The organism is Streptomyces sp. NBC_00207 (assembly GCF_045160965.1).
GTDB lineage: Bacteria > Actinomycetota > Actinomycetes > Streptomycetales > Streptomycetaceae > Streptomyces.
The window spans coordinates 1,302,303-1,317,151 of sequence record NZ_CP130715.1; the positions used below are offsets into that span (position 1 = coordinate 1,302,303).

At 69.6% G+C, this 14,849-nt stretch carries 17 protein-coding genes and 1 tRNA gene; 9 read left to right on the forward strand and 9 right to left on the reverse strand.

Features of this window, described 5'->3' with window-relative positions; all coding sequences use genetic code 11:
- Positions 1 to 40 precede the first annotated feature (40 nt).
- Entirely contained in the window at positions 41 to 415 is a 375-nt protein-coding gene (locus OG472_RS06570; protein WP_401603583.1) for a transposase, read from the forward strand.
- 250 nt (positions 416 to 665) lie between these two features.
- Here OG472_RS06570 and OG472_RS06575 read toward each other — a convergent pair whose 3' ends face one another.
- Both OG472_RS06575 and OG472_RS06580 read right to left on the reverse strand, forming a co-directional pair.
- Complete coding sequence (locus tag OG472_RS06575) at positions 666 to 1,553, reverse strand: SDR family oxidoreductase (protein ID WP_405941119.1); 888 nt, start codon at positions 1,551 to 1,553, stop codon at positions 666 to 668.
- 27 nt (positions 1,554 to 1,580) lie between these two features.
- A complete protein-coding gene (locus OG472_RS06580; RefSeq protein ID WP_405828427.1) occupies positions 1,581 to 1,745 on the reverse strand; it encodes a hypothetical protein in 165 nt (54 codons plus the stop codon).
- 386 nt (positions 1,746 to 2,131) lie between these two features.
- Here OG472_RS06580 and OG472_RS06585 point away from each other — a divergent pair, with 386 nt between their 5' ends.
- Positions 2,132 to 2,833 (forward strand): VOC family protein, encoded by a 702-nt coding sequence (locus OG472_RS06585; RefSeq protein ID WP_405941120.1) that lies wholly within the window; start codon positions 2,132 to 2,134, stop codon positions 2,831 to 2,833.
- Between the two features lie 161 nt (positions 2,834 to 2,994).
- Here the strand turns inward: OG472_RS06585 and OG472_RS06590 are convergent.
- Positions 2,995 to 3,113: transfer RNA gene (locus OG472_RS06590), tRNA-Gly, on the reverse strand.
- Positions 3,114 to 3,324: 211 nt separating this feature from the next.
- On the opposite strand from OG472_RS06590, the gene OG472_RS06595 reads away from it, so the two are divergent.
- From OG472_RS06595 to OG472_RS06610, 4 genes are all read left to right on the forward strand, one after another.
- A complete protein-coding gene (locus OG472_RS06595; RefSeq protein WP_405941121.1) occupies positions 3,325 to 3,624 on the forward strand; it encodes a hypothetical protein in 300 nt (99 codons plus the stop codon).
- Between the two features lie 695 nt (positions 3,625 to 4,319).
- Positions 4,320 to 4,610 (forward strand): hypothetical protein, encoded by a 291-nt coding sequence (locus tag OG472_RS06600; RefSeq protein WP_405828431.1) that lies wholly within the window; start codon positions 4,320 to 4,322, stop codon positions 4,608 to 4,610.
- Between the two features lie 207 nt (positions 4,611 to 4,817).
- A complete protein-coding gene (locus OG472_RS06605) occupies positions 4,818 to 5,777 on the forward strand; it encodes a MerR family transcriptional regulator (protein WP_405941122.1) in 960 nt (319 codons plus the stop codon).
- Positions 5,774 to 6,130 carry a hypothetical protein gene (locus OG472_RS06610; RefSeq protein WP_405941123.1) on the forward strand — a complete coding sequence of 119 codons (357 nt, stop codon included), beginning with the start codon at positions 5,774 to 5,776 and terminating at the stop codon, positions 6,128 to 6,130. The genes OG472_RS06605 and OG472_RS06610 overlap by 4 nt, the downstream gene beginning before the upstream one ends.
- Before the next feature lie 357 nt (positions 6,131 to 6,487).
- Here the strand turns inward: OG472_RS06610 and OG472_RS06615 are convergent, their stop codons facing one another.
- Together OG472_RS06615 and OG472_RS06620 are read right to left on the reverse strand one after the other, a co-directional pair.
- Positions 6,488 to 7,030, reverse strand: coding sequence for a hypothetical protein (locus tag OG472_RS06615; RefSeq protein WP_401603596.1), 543 nt, complete (start codon positions 7,028 to 7,030; stop codon positions 6,488 to 6,490).
- A gap of 196 nt (positions 7,031 to 7,226) precedes the next feature.
- The gene (locus tag OG472_RS06620; RefSeq protein WP_319721258.1) at positions 7,227 to 8,417 is read right to left on the reverse strand and encodes an acyl-CoA dehydrogenase family protein; all 1,191 of its coding nucleotides are present in this window, start codon (positions 8,415 to 8,417) and stop codon (positions 7,227 to 7,229) included.
- Between the two features lie 158 nt (positions 8,418 to 8,575).
- Here OG472_RS06620 and OG472_RS06625 point away from each other — a divergent pair, with 158 nt between their 5' ends.
- Positions 8,576 to 9,127: a DinB family protein gene (locus OG472_RS06625; RefSeq protein WP_401603599.1), complete on the forward strand. Its 552-nt coding sequence runs from the start codon at positions 8,576 to 8,578 to the stop codon at positions 9,125 to 9,127.
- Between the two features lie 175 nt (positions 9,128 to 9,302).
- Here OG472_RS06625 and OG472_RS06630 read toward each other — a convergent pair whose 3' ends face one another.
- From OG472_RS06630 to OG472_RS06645, 4 genes are all read right to left on the reverse strand, one after another.
- Positions 9,303 to 10,463, reverse strand: coding sequence for an FAD-dependent oxidoreductase (locus tag OG472_RS06630; protein WP_401603602.1), 1,161 nt, complete (start codon positions 10,461 to 10,463; stop codon positions 9,303 to 9,305).
- Between the two features lie 193 nt (positions 10,464 to 10,656).
- Complete coding sequence (locus tag OG472_RS06635) at positions 10,657 to 11,184, reverse strand: hypothetical protein (protein WP_405941124.1); 528 nt, start codon at positions 11,182 to 11,184, stop codon at positions 10,657 to 10,659.
- Between the two features lie 24 nt (positions 11,185 to 11,208).
- Positions 11,209 to 12,045, reverse strand: coding sequence for a class II fructose-bisphosphate aldolase (locus OG472_RS06640; RefSeq protein WP_401603606.1), 837 nt, complete (start codon positions 12,043 to 12,045; stop codon positions 11,209 to 11,211).
- The gene (locus tag OG472_RS06645) at positions 12,042 to 12,944 is read right to left on the reverse strand and encodes an SIS domain-containing protein (protein WP_401603608.1); all 903 of its coding nucleotides are present in this window, start codon (positions 12,942 to 12,944) and stop codon (positions 12,042 to 12,044) included. Before OG472_RS06645 ends, OG472_RS06640 begins: the two co-directional genes overlap by 4 nt.
- Before the next feature lie 190 nt (positions 12,945 to 13,134).
- Between OG472_RS06645 and OG472_RS06650 the strand changes: the two genes are divergently transcribed.
- Positions 13,135 to 13,914, forward strand: coding sequence for a DeoR/GlpR family DNA-binding transcription regulator (locus OG472_RS06650; protein WP_405828445.1), 780 nt, complete (start codon positions 13,135 to 13,137; stop codon positions 13,912 to 13,914).
- Positions 13,915 to 14,035: 121 nt separating this feature from the next.
- A complete protein-coding gene (locus tag OG472_RS06655; RefSeq protein ID WP_405941125.1) occupies positions 14,036 to 14,821 on the forward strand; it encodes an MBL fold metallo-hydrolase in 786 nt (261 codons plus the stop codon).
- The last annotated feature ends 28 nt before the right edge of the window (positions 14,822 to 14,849 follow it).

A 14,849-nucleotide genomic window follows, 5' to 3' on the forward strand; every position in this document is an offset into this window, starting at 1 on the left:
TCCGTCCGCCGCACCGCCTCGGCCGCCGACGGTGCGACAGGTGACCGGCTGGCTCACCCGGCACCCCACGACCCTGGCCGACGAAAACCGGGCTGGCCTGAAGGAGGTCCTGGCCCGCTGCCCCGAACTGGACACTGCCGCCGGACACTGCCGCGACTTCGGCGAGATACTCACCGATCGCCTCGGCTCCACCCTCCCCACCTGGATCGACGCAGTCGACGCCAGCCAGCTACCTGGCCTCAGCGGCTTCGCACACCACCTGCTCCGAGACCTCGACGCCGTGACAGCCGGGCTCACTCTCGACTGGAGCTCCGGCAGCATCGAGGGCGCCGTCAACCGCATCAAGAAGATCAAGAGGCAGCTCTACGGTCGGGCCGGATTAGAACTACTCCGCAAGATGATCCTGCTCCAGTGACACCCCGCAACGACTCCCTAAGATCTGTTCCAGAACCAAGAACTGGCAACGGTCCCGGGGTGCTGACCGCTCCTGAACCCGCCCGCTCTGAAGCCGTGATCCGCCCCGCTATGACCGGCCTGATGGCCCGCCGCCTCACCGGGGAAGCCACCATCTCGTGGTGTGACGCGGTATAACCGGATCACATACCAATTACGGGATGAAACATCGGGAGGAAGCGACCTCTGAGAGTGCTTGCCCCTGCCATCGCTCAAATGAAGTCGGAGGCGTGACCGTACGCCCAGTGGCGGAAGGTGCGAGCTGGAGTTCCCGTTATCTGGTCGAGTGTGAGGTAGGCATCGTCCTCCGGGGCCCTCGTGTCATGGGGATCATCTGTGATGCCTTCGATGCCGTCGTAGCTTTCGAACCCGAACAGGAAGTCTGCGTTCGCAGCCGCGAAGCCCCCTTGGGCTCGGTAGAAGTCGCGGGCGTGTTCGGCGGAGACCTCATCGAGCATGATCTGTTCTCCGATCGCCTCTGCGATCACTGCAACCTGTTCGCGTTTGGTGAGACTTTCCGGTCCAATGATCGTGTCGATCCGTCCGAGGCGGTGTGGGTCGAGCAGGTTGGCCAGGACGACGTCGGCAACGTCGGCCTCATGGATGGGATGCCCGATCTGATCAGGAAAGGGCTCCACAGCTCGGCGACTTACCTTGATCGCTGGTCCCCAAATGAGGAGTGAGTTTGTCGCAAACTCACCGGGACGCACGATGCTCCAATCCAGTCCTGAGTCCATGACGGCCTGCTCGACGACGGCGTTGTACGTCGTGTCGTAGCCGGCCGTTACGGCGGCGGAGGAGACCACAACCACGTGCTCGACGCCCGCCTGTTTTGCGCGAGAGACGACCGCCTCAACGGTCTCAGGGACCGCGATCAGGACGAGTTGCGCGGCACCGTCGAATGCGTGCCTCAGTGTGGACGGGTCGTCCAGGTCGCCGAAGACCACGTCCGCACCTTCGGGGAGTGAGGCACGTTGCGGGTGTCGCGAGATTCCGCGCACCGTGTGACCGGCATCAAGCAGCCCTGCGACGACCGGGTGGCCGATCGTCCCAGTGGCCCCGGTGACAACAATGGGAGGGGGCTTCTTTAAGTGAGACATAGTTTCTCACTATAAGACGTCGACGTATCATGATGCATCCGAGAAGCGGCCGCAGTCCGGACATGCAAAGCCGGTCGCGCGGCCTCTCGCCGCCACCTCGATCGTCCCGAACGCGGCCGTCACCGCCTCGACATCCACCTCGTCGATACCGGCGAATACCAGTGAATCCCAGAACGGTGCAGCGGTCTGCATGACCAGCACCATCACCGTCCACAACCGACCCGCTGCAGCGGCCGAAGAACGCCTGAGGGAGCGTCAATTCTGATCGTCGGACGCCAAGGCGTACGCGGTCTCACACGAACCCGACTCCTCGCACTCGAACATCGGGGTAGCGCTCCGCGACGACTCCCCAAGATCTGTGCCAGAACCGCGTTTTGAGACCGACGGTGGCCCGGCATCGAGAGAACACCGCCAAGAACTGGCAGCACCTACTTGTCGGCAGACGCGCGCCCTACCGTACTTGTCCGCGTTCCTGGCGACGCAGACGCAACGTGTGCGGCGGGCAGATACAGCGGGTCGGCGAAGCCTCTTCCCGGGCTCTGCCGGAGGCCTCCCGGGCAGCCCCGGGCCCTGCGAGGATGCTCGTCATGGAAGTAGCACTGACGCGACAGGAAGTCTCGGACGCGGTCAGCGGCCAGGGATGGCGCCTTCTGCTGGGCACCTTGCGAACGTCTGTATCGGTCGGGTCGCTGGCGATGGCAACGGAGGTGGCGACAACTGCCGTCACAGCATGCGGTGACGATGCCGACAGGCACCTTCACATCGACCTCCGGCCCCGAAAGGTCGTCCTCACCCTGCAATCGTCGGACCACGCCGCGGTGACCAACGGCGAAATCGAGCTCGCGCACCGGATCTCCGCTGCCGTTCATGAGAGGGGACTCAGGACGGAACCCGACATCGGTACAGCGGCGCCGCGGTCGGTGCAGCTCCTGGAGATCGCGATCGACGCACTCGACGTCGCCGCGATCCGGCCGTTCTGGCGGGCGGTCCTGGGCTACGCGGATGAGGCGGGAGCCGACGGGCCCCACGATCCGCTCGTCGATCCCCTCGGGCAGGGCCCGGCGGTCTGGTTCCAGCAGATGGAGCTCGCGCGTCCGCAGCGCAACCGCATCCACGTCGACGTCAGTGCCCCGCACGACGAGGCACCCCGACGGATCGAGGCCGCGCTGGCGGCCGGTGGCCGACTCGTCTCCGCGGCCCATGCCCCGGCCTTCTGGGTACTCGCCGACCTCGAAGGCAACGAGGCCTGTGTGTCCACCTGGCAGGGCCGGGACGGCTGACCCACACCCCCCCGTCCGACGGGCACCCCACGGGATATGCCTGGGGCCGCTTGGCTTGATGCAAGAAGCGAACCGCTGTCAGAGCTCGGGCTCTGGCACAACTTCTGTGGACCTGCCGCGATGCGGCAGGTCCGTGCGCTGGACCAAGTCCAGGTCGGCTGCAGTGCCGACGGGATTTGAACCCGCGGACAGATGGGAGCAGGTCCGCCCCGTCTCCGTCAGTCGCCGTGGGAGGGACCTCGCCCACGTCGATCGCAATGGGCCGCTCTGCCACGGCACCGCAACCTGCGGGAATGCGCGCACTCCCGCTGCGACTCAGGGTAGAGACACCGTTCGCTGCGGACGAAATCTTTATCCGGGAAGCCGGAGACCACTGCCATGGGTCCACAGAGGTTGTGCCAGTGGCAGTTTGGGTTCTGGCTCACTTTCCGTGGAGGGCTGACTGAGTGTGATGTCAGTGGAGTGTGGTGGGATGGCCGGACTCTGCTGCCGTGACCTGCTGGGAGACCGACCTCATGCCCGTGTACTCGTCTCTCACTCACGCCCTGGCCGCGGCCTTGGTCGATGTCCTGTGGTTCATCGAGGGAAGTGAAGACGAGCAGGTGGATCCGGACGACGCCGTCAAGGTCCTGGAGGGTGTCGCCCACCTGGTCAGCAAGCTGTCGAGCGACCAACGGAGCGAACTGATCGATCTGCTCGGGACGATGACCGAAGCCGAGTCCGACCCCGCGCGGCGGGAGTTCCTGGAAGGGTTTCCGGAAGGCTTCGGGCTCCTTGATGATGCGGTCTGACCTGTGCATCACGAGTAGAACAGGACACACCAGGCGCCAGATGTTCGGCCGAGCCGGCTTCGACCTGCTGCGCAAACGAATACCGCTGGCGGGCTGAGCTCGACGTCGTTACATACTGATCCAGCAGTACAGCCGGTGACCGCGAGCAGCCGCCCTCTCTGCAAGGGCAGCGAGATCTTCCAGGAAGCCCATGAGTCCGCTTGGGTCCGACTGAGCGTTGAAGACACCCGACGCGGACCAAGCACGTGCCACTTCGCCCAACTGCTTCCGGTCGAAATGGGCGAGCGAGTCACAGAATGAATCAGTGAGGGACAAGCTGACCACCTCGCTGTCACCCACCATTCCGACCAAATGACTGTCTGCGCAGCCCGTCGCCCAGCGGCACACTGCCGGCGACGACGCGCCCAGAGTCCGGCCGGGCGCAGGACGGCTCGGAACCCCTCGGCCCGGGAGCCGAGCGCAAGAAGGCCGCACACGCCCTGGTCCACGAGTTGCTCGCCCAGGGCCACTCACGCCGGGCGATCGCCCGGCACCTGTGCTGGGGCCTCAATACCGTGCTCCGGTACGCGAGCGCCGTAGGCTGGCAGGACACCATCCGCGAGAACCGGCCCCGGTCCAGCGGCTGCACCCGTACAAGCCCTACCTGGAAAGACGATTCGGCCGACATGCCGCCCCGGCCTCCGAGGGTGCGGCAGGTGACCGGCCGACTCACCCGCCACCCCACCGCCCTGACCGAGGAGGACCGTGCCAGCCTCAAAGACGTTCTGGCACGCTGTCCCGAACTGGACGCGGCCGCCGGGCATGTCCGCGACTTCGGCGAGATACTCAGCGGCCGCCTCGGCGCCACGCTCCCTCGCTGGGTCGACTCAGTCGATGCCAGCCAGCTACCCGGCCTCACCGGCTTCGCACTCCACCTGCTCCGGGACCTCGACGCCGTGACAGCCTGGCCCTGGACTGGAGCTCCGGCAGCATCGAGGGCGCTGTGAACCGCATCAAGAAGATCAAGAGACAGCTCTACGACCGAGCCGGATTAGAACTACCCCGCAAAATGATCCTGCTCCAGTAACTCCACGCGACGATGCCGACCTGCCCCTGGTCGGTGCTTTCTGGGCACCTGCGTACAGCCCGTGGTCGCCGCCGGAAGTCTTGGCCCCGGTTGAGTCTCCCGTGGGGGGAGACATCAAGCTGGGGGCATGGACAGCGACACGCTCTATTCCATCGGAGAACTCTCCCGCCGGACCGGCCTGACGGTGAAGACCATCCGGTTCTATTCCGACAAGGGCATCGTCCCGCCAACCGACCGGAGCCCGGCGGGTTACCGGCTCTACGGCCTCGACGCACTCGCGCGCCTGGACCTGGCCCGCACGCTGCGTGATCTCGGGCTCGATCTGGCGACCGTGCGCAAGGTGCTGGACCGGGAGGCATCCATACCGGAAGTCACGGAAGCACACGCCAACGCCTTGGACGTGCAGATCCAGACTCTCCGCCTGCGCCGGGCAGTACTCCGCGCAGTCGCCAGACGCGGCCCCACCACCAAGGAGATGGACCTCATGCACCGACTCGCCACGCTCTCCCAAGCCGAACGACGCCGACTGGTATCCGAATTCATCGATGACGCCTTCACAGGTCTTCGCGCGAACCCCGAGTTCGTGACCTTGATGCGATCCGCCATGCCCGAGCTCCCCGACGATCCCACGCCCGAACAGGTCGAGGCCTGGGTGGAACTCGCCGGACTCTGCCAGAACGCTGACTTCCGTGCCGCGATACGCCGCACAGCTGAGGACCAGGCGGAAGAGCCTTCCCAGCAGGACATCAGCACTCTGCACGATGCCCTCAACCAAGCGATGCGTGAGCGAATCGCCGAGGCCGTATCCGCCGGCCTCCTGCCGGCCTCCGCCAAAGGTGCATCCCCTACCGACGCGCTGGGCGGCCTCTACGCCGACGCATACGAGCGTGCCGACGAAAGCGATCTGCGCCGCTGGCTCCTCGCCCGCCTGCAGACAACCGCCGACCCACACGCCGAGCGCTACTGGCAGCTCCTGGCAACGATCAATGGATGGCCCGCATCACCGACGCTCGCTCCCGTCTACTACTGGTTCACCGCCGCCTTCGCCAAGAGCGCTGACGACCATCACAAAGGTCTGATGCGATGAGGACGCGCGACCTGAAGTTCGGCTTGTACGCAGACGAGCAGGGGCTGACATGGGTCAAGGAACTCGTTGAGGACGCTGTGGGCTCCCGGACCGCCCGGATCATCAGTGAGACCGTCGCACACACCTTTATCGGGGGCGAGCTGTCGACCAGTGGCGTGTACGGCTTTCTGGCGGAACAGTGGGCTGTGGAACACCCTGCGCAGAGCAGCGGAGCACGGGAACTGATCGAGCTGCGCGTCCACTTGGTGTGCTCCCTGCGGACATGGCGGGCGATCCGCAAGACAGTGATCAAGACTTTGTGTCCAGAGGGAACGGCGCCCCACGCCTGCCGTGTTCCGTGGATGGCTGCCTGAAGTGGTTCGCGGTGCACGGTGTTGCACGAGATGGCCGCCGTGTGGATCGCGGTTACACCAATTCCGGTCCCGCAGGCCCTATCACCGCGGGGCAGGACAGGCAAACGGCCTGGCCATAGCCATCAGCGCTGGGCGGATCGTCACCGCGCCGCGGGCTGACGCCAACGTCCAGGCGTGAGTCGTACGGCGTTGGCGAGGTCGTGACAAGGAGATCGCTGGTGCTCCCCTACCCTCTGCACCGCTCCCCAAGATCTGTGCCAGAACCCGACTCTCACCGATAGAGCCAACTTGCCAACCATCGCGCTCAAGGGCCGGATGGCTGGTTCTGGCCGCGCTTCCGTGACGGCTACGTCAGGCTCAGTGAGCCGACCGTCGCGCGTCGAGCCAGCGCGCCTGGGCGACATTGCCGGGGCCTATGGTCAGGCTCGCCCTGGCCGCCTCGTAGAAGCCGTCTCGGCGGTAGTCAGCGCGTTGTACCGTAGCGCCCCAGTCGAAGTCCTCACCGGCCGTGCCGCGTGCTGCCAGTCCAAGTGACATCACCGCCATCCGCCACTCTCGCGCAGCCGCCACCGTGTTGGCGTCGCCCATCAGCAGCACTGCCTCCCACGCCTTGGTGTGCTGAGCGTCCGCTTGCGCCAATAGCTCGAGTCCTGTTGTGCGATCGATCGGAAGTGAGCGCGACTCGGGTCGGGACGGCGCCGTGACTCGGGTCGCGAGTAACTGGACCTCTTTGAGCGTGCGAGCGCATTCGGCATAGGCGTCCAGTCGACGCTCATCCCACCGCGCTGACAGGGCGCGATCCCATTGCGCCCTGTCGTTGAGGCGCGTCGTCAGGAGTGTTCCGATGGTGCCGATGAGGACGCCGATCAGTGCCGGCAACTGACTGAGGAAGGTAGTCACCTCCGTAGCGTGCCCAACCTGAGGTGTTCCGGGAAGGCTCGGCTCGCGGCCGCCCCCGAGTACCTCCAGTGGTAGAGTCCCGAACCGCTCAAGCCATCACGCGGCGGCCGCACGGTCTCGGCGCAGGGCACTTCTCTGACGTAGCCATTACGGAAGCGCGGCCAGAACCGGATAGCTCGCTCGGTCACACAAACGCTCAGCGACGGACCCGGGGCATGCCCAGGCCGATCCAGGAGATGATCTCCCGCTGGATCTCGTTGTTGCCGCCGCCGAAGGTGAAGATGACGGCGCTGCGGTAGCCGCGTTCGAGTTCGCCGTGCAGGACCGCGCCGGCGGAGCCGTCCTTGAGGGAGCCGGCCGCGCCGACGATCTCCATCAGCCAGGCGTACGCGTCCCGGCGGGCCTCGGAGCCGTACACCTTGACCGCGGAGGCGTCCTGCGGGGTGAGGGTGCCGGCCTGGACGGCGTTCACCATCTGCCAGTTGAGCAGCTTCATCGCGTCGAGCCGGGCGTGCGTGCGTGCGAGGCGGCCGCGGACCCAGCCGAGGTCGATGACCCGGCGGCCGTCGGCGAGTTTGGTCGCGGCGGCCCAGCGCTGGACGTCGTGCAGGGCGCGGATGGCCATGGTGCCGTGCGCGGCCAGGGTCACGCGTTCGTGGTTGAGCTGGTTGGTGATCAGGCGCCAGCCCTTGTTCTCCGCGCCGACCCGGCGGCTCGCGGGGACGCGGATGTTCTCGTAGTAGCTGGCAGTGGTGTCGTGCGAGGCGAGGGTGTTGATCAGGGTGCAGGAGTAGCCGGGGTCCGAGGTCGGCACGAGGAGCATGGTGATGCCCTTGTGTGCGGGGGCGTCCGGGTCGGTGCGCACGGCGAGCCAGACCCAGTCGGCGGTGTCGCCGTTGGTGGTCCAGATCTTCTGGCCGTTGACGACGTACGTGCCGTTCTCCTCGTCGCCCTCGCGGACGGCCTTGCACTTGAGCGCCGCGAGGTCGGTGCCGGCGTCGGGCTCGCTGTAGCCGATGGCGAAGTCGATCTCCCCTGCGAGGATCTTCGGCAGGAAGTACGCCTTCTGCTCGTCGGTGCCGAACTGCATGATGGTCGGCCCGACCGTGTTGAGGGCCATCAGCGGCAGCGGTACGACGGCCTGCGCGGCCTCGTCGAAGAAGATGAACTGGTCCATCGGGGACATCCCGCGGCCGCCGTACTCCTTGGGCCAGCCGACCCCGAGCCAGCCGTCCGCCCCGAGTCGGCGGATCGTCTCGCGGTAGTACCGCTTCTGGGCGGCCGGGTCCTCGTAGCGGGCGTAGACGTCGTCCGGGACGAGCTCGGCGAAGTAGGCACGCAGCTCAGTGCGCAACTGCTGCTGCTCAGGCGTGTATTCGAGGTGCACGGCCCCTCCGGGAGTCTCGCGGTCCAGCCGGTTCGCTGTGGCGGCGGTCAGAGTAGAACCAGTTTCAGAAATTCGGAAGGGCCGGGGATCCGCGGGAGGGCCGGGGATTCGGGGACCCGCGTGCCGGCGGTTCCGCGGCGCCGTTCATACTCTCGGCTATGACGAGCCCACGGAGCAGAGCGGAATTCTTCGTCGAGCCCGAGCGGGACGGCCGTTTCAGCGGCCCCGCGACCGGCGACGAACGGCGCATGCTGGTCGCCTTCCTGGCGGACCACCGTGCAACTCTGGAACTGAAGTGCGCAGGCCTGGAAGGGGAGTTGGCGCGGCGGTCCGTGGAACCGTCCACGCTCTCCCTGCTGGGACTGGTCCGGCACCTCGCCGATATGGAGCGCCGCTGGTTCAGGAACGTCCTGGCCGGGCAGGACGCGCCGCCGTTGTACTCCTCCCCGGCCGATCCGGACGGGGACTTCGACGGCGCCGAGGCCGACCCCGCGGCCGTCGAGGCGGCCTGGGAGGCCTGGCGCCGGGAGGTGGCCTTCGCCGAACGCTTCGTGACCGAGGCGCCCGACCTCGACGTCGAGGCCGTGGACGATTGGCGCGGGAAGGTGTCCCTGCGCTGGGTCCTCATCCACATGGTCGAGGAGTACGCCCGGCACAACGGGCACGCCGACCTGCTCCGCGAGCGGATCGACGGAGCCATCGGCATCTGATCCACCGGCATCTGATCCACCGGCATCCGAGCCATCAGCATCCGGGCCATCGGGCACCTCGCCGTGCTCCCGCCGCGCTGATCCCCCTGCCCCGCCGGGCCCGGCCGGATGAGCACCCCGATGCGCTCCTCCGGCCGGGCACCGAGGAACCGGCCGTCCTCCGGCACCGCCGCCCTCAGGAAGGCTGGACCTCGTCGAAGAGGGCGAGGGCTTGGGAAGGGTCCGGGCTCACGAGGCGTTCCAGACCGGCCGTCGTGATCTGCGCCCACCTGCCGGCCCGTTCCCACATCCGTTCCTCGAAGGCGCGGACGGCCTCGTCCAGATCTCCAGGGCCGGGGGCGGCGGCGATGGACCCGGCGAGTTCGGCGCCTTCCAGCATCGCGAGGTTCGCGCCCGCCCCCAACGGGGGCATCAGGTGGGCCGCGTCGCCCAGTAGCGTCACCCCGGGGACGTGGGCCCAGGTGTGGGACACGGGAAGGACGTAGAGGGGGCGGTGGACGAAGGCCGCGCCGTGGCGGAGGAGTTCGAGGACGGGGTCGGCCCAGCCGTCGAACAGAGCCAGCAGGCTTGACCGCACGGCCTCGGCGTCGGCCGGGTCCAGGCCCGCGCGCTGGTTCCGGCCCGTATGCCGGTCCGGGTTCGTGTGCCAGTCCAGCGGCACGCGGAACTGGGCGTACACCTTGACGTGGCCGCCGCTGTTGCGCTGGGCGACGAGCGCGCGGTTCACGCCGTACACGGCCACGGAACCGTCGCCGACCAGCCGGGCGAGATCGGGGTGACGGGTGTCGACGTCGTCCAGAGAGGTCTCGACCAGGGTGACTCCGGTGTACTGCGGCGTCGCGGCCGAGACCGCCGGGCGGACCCGGGACCAGGCGCCGTCCGCGCCGATCACGAGGTCGAACGCCTCCTGCCGCCCGTCCGCGAAGTGGACCAGCACGCCGTCCCGGCTCGCCGGCACCACCTCCGTCACGCCCCGCCCCCACTGGACGTCCAGGGGCCCGAGTAACAGGTCACGGAGCTGCCCGCGGTCGATCTCGGGATTGGCCCGGTCACCCGGCCGGGGTTGCCAGTCGCGCAGGACGGTCCCGTCCGGGTCCAGGATGCGCATGGCCTGCCCCTCGGGGCGGGACAGCGCCTGGAACTCCGCCAGCACCCCCGCCTTCTCCAGCGCGAGCTGCCCCAGCCCCTCGTGCAGGTCCAGCGTGCCGCCCGCGGGGCGGGCGTCGCGGGCGGGATCGCGTTCGAGGACGGTGACAGGGCGACCATGGCGGTGCAGGACGCGGGCGAAGGCGAGGCCGGCGGGGCCACTGCCGATCACGGCGATACGAGGTCTCATGCCGATACAACGTACGGCCCCGCACCGGGCCGGTCCGCCCTGTCACCGAACCGGGACGACGGCGTGAGCCGGCGGCCGGACGATCCGCGCCGTGCTCGGTCGCGGCCCGGTCCTCCTGTGACCGGAGGTCCTGACGCCCGGTCAAGACGGCTCCGGGGTCAGGGGGATGGAGCGGAACGTCCGCCGCCGCCCGTCAGGTGTAGAGGTAGACGAGGTCGAAGCGGACGAGGTCCCGGGCCTCGTCGATGTGGTACTCGCCCGAGGGGAGGGCGCCCGACTGCGGGCGGTTCGCGTGCGCGTCGAACCGGGGGCTGTGCTGCCAGGCGGCATCGGCGGGCAGGTACTGCCCCAGCGGGGCGGGCAGCTCGGACGGGGGTGCGGCGGGTGCGAAGGCGTACTCGGCGTTGCGCACGATCGCGGCCCCGCCGCCGGCCGCGAGGCGGGCGACACCGACCAGGCGGATCCGGGAGTCCGGGCTCGGGATGGTCCGGTCCCCGGCGCTCTCGTCGATGTCGTAGCCCAGCCAGTGCGCCTCGGTCAGTTCGCCTACGTAGGTCCCGAAGCGGGACTGCAGGGGCTTGAGGTCGGTGCGGACCCGGATCTTGGACGGGTCCGGCTGCGGCCACGCGGCGTACGCCGTGAGGCCGCCCACGGCCAGCAGCGGGAGGCCGGCGATCAGCAGGAACCTGCGCCGATTCGTACGTGCCGGCTGCGCTTCCACGACCGCCCCCGCCCCTGATGCCCGTCAGTTCAGGGCGCTGATCATAGCCGCCGCCGTCGCCGTCATCGCCGTACGGGCGGCCGTCAGGTACGGCCGGGGGTCCGCCGGGGTCAGGTGGGTGCGGATGGCCTCGGTCATGGCCAGGTTCAGCGCGGTGCCGATGTTGACCTTGCGGATGCCTCCGGCGACGGCCGCCGCGAGCTCGGCGTCCGGCAGCCCGGAGGAGCCGTGCAGGACGAGCGGCACGTCCACCGTCTTGGCGAGCCGGGCCAGCAGCACGTGGTCCAGGGCCGCGGTCCGGCTGGTCATCGCGTGGCTGCTGCCGATGGCGACGGCCAGCGCGTCCACCCCCGAGTCGGCGACGAACCGCCGTGCCTCGTCCGGGTCGGTACGGGCGCCGGGCGCGTGCGGATCCAGCGGGGCGGCGCCGTTCTTGCCGCCGACCTCGCCCAGCTCGGCCTCGATCCACAGCCCGTTGGCGTGCGCCCAGTCGGCGGCGGAGCGCGTCGCCTCCAGGTTCTCCCCGTACGGGAGGTGCGCGGCGTCGTACATCACCGAGCTGTACCCGGCGTCGCAGGCCTGCCGGAGCAGTTCCGCGCTCTTGATGTGGTCCAGGTGCAGGCCGACGCCGACCCCGGCGGCTTCCGCGCAGGCGACGGCCGCGCGGGAGATGGGCAGCAGCTGCCCGCCGCGGAACTTCACGGCGTTCTCGCTCAGTTGCAGGATGACCGGCAGCCCGGCGGCCTCGGCCCCGGCCACGACGGCTTCGGCGTGTTCCAGGGTGATGATGTTGAAGGCGGCGACGGCGCGGCCCGCGCGGGCCGCTTCCAGGACGAGGGGACCCGCGGGGACGAGGCTCATCGGACCGCCTCCTCGCCGGTGGTGAGGATCACCGAGCGGGTGAGATGGCGCGGCGCGTCCGGATCCAGCTGCTGGTGGGCGGCGACGGCGAGGGCGAGGCGGTGCACGCGGACCAGTTCGGCGAGCGGGTCGAGCCGTCCGGCCACCCACTGGGCGCCGGTGGCCCGTACCTGCGCGGCGAGCCCCTCGGGGGCCTCGTCGAGCGACCAGGTGGCGGTGCCGGGTCCGGAGACGCTGATCGGCCCGTGCCGGTACTCCATCGCCGGGTAGGACTCCGCCCAGGACAGCGAGGCCTCCCGCATCTTCAGCGCGGCCTCGTTGGCCAGCCCGACGCTCCAGCCGCGGCCGAGGAAGGTGAACTGTCCCCGGCTCGCCAGCTCGCCGGGCAGCGGCTCGGCGAGGGCGGTACGGGCGTCGGCGACCACGGCGGGGGTGTGCAGCCCGACGTGGGCGCGCAGCAGGGTGAGGGCGGTGGTCGCGAAGCGGGTCTGCACGACGGACTGTTCGTCGGCGAAGTCGAGGACGACGAGCTCGTCCGCGAGGGTCATCACCGGGGTGGCGGGATCGCCGATGACCGCGGTCGTGGGCACGCCCGCGTCGCGGAGCGCCCCCAGCAGGTCCAGTACCTCGGTGGTGGTGCCGGACCGGGTCAGGGCGACGACCCGGTCGTAGCGGCGGTGGCGGGGGAACTCCGAGGCGGGGAAGGCGTCGGTCTCGCCCTGCCCGGCCTCCTCGCGCAGCACGGCGGCCGCCTGGGCCATGAAGTGCGAGGTCCCGCACCCGACGATCGCGGTACGCTCCCCCGGCTGTGGCAGCACCGCCCGCTGGGCCGGGGCCAGTTCGGCGGCCCGTTCCCAGCATGCGGGCTGCGTGCCCAACTCGTACGCGACGTGACTCATACAGGCTCCCTCGTGCGACAGGCGGGTCTGAATGCGTGTTCCTGCAAGGTATCGGGCAGTTTCACGCAACTTCAAGCATCCACGGGCTGATCGACTGAGTTAGTGTCGCCGGGTGGACCGACCGGGGCCGAGGGAACTCACCGGCGAGCGCCGTGGAACGAATGTCGCAGAACACCGAAGGGGGCGGACGATGACGCGCAAGGAGCGCTGGCAGACACTGCTGGACCTGCTCGTGGAGCGGGGTGAGCTGGAGGTGGAGCCGGCGGCGGAGGCCCTCGGCGTGTCGGCCGCGACCATTCGGCGCGACCTCGACCAGCTCGCCGAACAGCAGCTCCTGGTCCGCACCCGCGGCGGGGCGGTCCTGCACGGGGTCTCCTACGAACTTCCGCTGCGCTACCGGACCTCGCGCCGAGCCGCCGAGAAGCGCCGGATCAGCGAGGCGGTGGCGGCTCTGGTCGCCCCGGGCGAGGTGATCGGCCTGACGGGCGGCACCACGACCACCGAGGTGGCGAGGGCCCTGGCCGGCCGGCCGGACCTGGCCCAGGGCTCGCCGGCGCTCACCGTGGTGACCAACGCCCTCAACATCGCGGGCGAGCTGGTGATCCGGCCGCAGTTCAAGATCGTGCTGACGGGGGGCGTCGCCCGCCCCCAGTCGTACGAGCTGACGGGGCCCCTCGCCGAGCAGGTGCTGGGGCAACTCGCCGTGGACACCGCGGTGCTCGGCGTGGACGGCTTCGACCCGGCGGACGGCGCGGCGACCCGGCACGAGGACGAGGCCTCGGTCAACCGCCTGCTGTGCGAGCGGGCCCGCCGGGTGGTCGTCGCGGCCGACTCCAGCAAGCTGGGCGTGCGCGCCTTCGCCCGGATCTGCGCCACCTCGTCGGTGGACGTGCTGGTGACGGACACCGGCCTGGCGGCTGCGGTGGCCCGGGAGTTCGAGGCCGCGGGCGTGCAGGTGCTACGGGTGTGAGCGGCGGCCCCGGCAGGGCTGCGCGGCCGTCCGGCACGGGTGGATCCCCTCCCGGTGCGGCTGGATCACCACCCGCCCGGGTCGAGCGCCGGCCGGTCCGGCGGCTCCGTAGACTCCCTGGATGGACAGCCATCCCCTGAGCCTCACCGTCCTCGGCAGTGCCACTCCGTATCCGGGCCCGGACAACCCCTGTTCCGGCTACCTGGTGTCCGGCGGCGGCACGCGCGTCTGGATGGACGCCGGCACGGGGACGCTCGGACCGCTCCAGCGGTACGTCGGGCTGGGCGAGCTGGATGCGGTCTGGATCTCGCACCTGCACGCCGACCACAGCGCGGACCTCCTCACCGCGTACTACGGCCTGCTCTTCGCCGACGTCGAACGGGCGGCGCCACTGCCCCTGTTCGGCCCGCCGGGCATCGCGGACCGGCTGGCGGGCTTCCTCACCAACGGCGCCGCGCGCAGCCCCGTCGAGTCCGCCTTCGCCGTCCACGAGCTGCACGACGGACACCGGGCGCGGATCGGGGCACTCGCCCTCACGAGCAGCGCCGTCGCACATGGGATGCCCGCCTTCGCGGTCCGCGTCGAGGCCGGCGGCCGCTCGCTGGTCTACTCCGGGGACACCGCGCCGTGCACCGCGCTGACGGCCCTCGCCGAGGGGTGCGACCTGCTGTTGTGCGAGGCGGAGAGCGCCGGCCGGCCGTCGCCCGACGAGGGCGGACACCTCCACCACACGCCCGAGGAGGCCGGTACGACGGCCGCGGCCGCACGCGCCGGCCGTCTGGTGGTCACGCACGTGGGCCGCGGTCTCACCCCGGACGAGGCGGTGTCCCGCGCCTCGGCGCACTACGCCGGCCCCGTCGACCACGCGGCGCCCGGGACCGTCTTCACCCTCGCCGGACCCGCCTGACCTGCCCGAGCCGCCCCGCATCCGCCCG

Bases quoted from the DNA above. Each gene is read 5' to 3' on its own strand.
- OG472_RS06610 (WP_405941123.1), top strand. From the start codon at position 5,774: ATGAGGACGCGCGACCTGAAGTTCGGCTTGTACGCAGACGAGCAGGGG.
- OG472_RS06640 (WP_401603606.1), bottom strand. From the start codon at position 12,045: ATGAGCCTCGTCCCCGCGGGTCCCCTCGTCCTGGAAGCGGCCCGCGCG.
- OG472_RS06625 (WP_401603599.1), top strand. From the start codon at position 8,576: ATGACGAGCCCACGGAGCAGAGCGGAATTCTTCGTCGAGCCCGAGCGG.
- OG472_RS06630 (WP_401603602.1), bottom strand. From the start codon at position 10,463: ATGAGACCTCGTATCGCCGTGATCGGCAGTGGCCCCGCCGGCCTCGCC.
- OG472_RS06655 (WP_405941125.1), top strand. From the start codon at position 14,036: ATGGACAGCCATCCCCTGAGCCTCACCGTCCTCGGCAGTGCCACTCCG.
- OG472_RS06605 (WP_405941122.1), top strand. From the start codon at position 4,818: ATGGACAGCGACACGCTCTATTCCATCGGAGAACTCTCCCGCCGGACC.
- OG472_RS06650 (WP_405828445.1), top strand. From the start codon at position 13,135: ATGACGCGCAAGGAGCGCTGGCAGACACTGCTGGACCTGCTCGTGGAG.
- OG472_RS06575 (WP_405941119.1), bottom strand. From the start codon at position 1,553: ATGTCTCACTTAAAGAAGCCCCCTCCCATTGTTGTCACCGGGGCCACT.
- OG472_RS06580 (WP_405828427.1), bottom strand. From the start codon at position 1,745: ATGCAGACCGCTGCACCGTTCTGGGATTCACTGGTATTCGCCGGTATC.
- OG472_RS06645 (WP_401603608.1), bottom strand. From the start codon at position 12,944: ATGAGTCACGTCGCGTACGAGTTGGGCACGCAGCCCGCATGCTGGGAA.
- OG472_RS06585 (WP_405941120.1), top strand. From the start codon at position 2,132: ATGCTCGTCATGGAAGTAGCACTGACGCGACAGGAAGTCTCGGACGCG.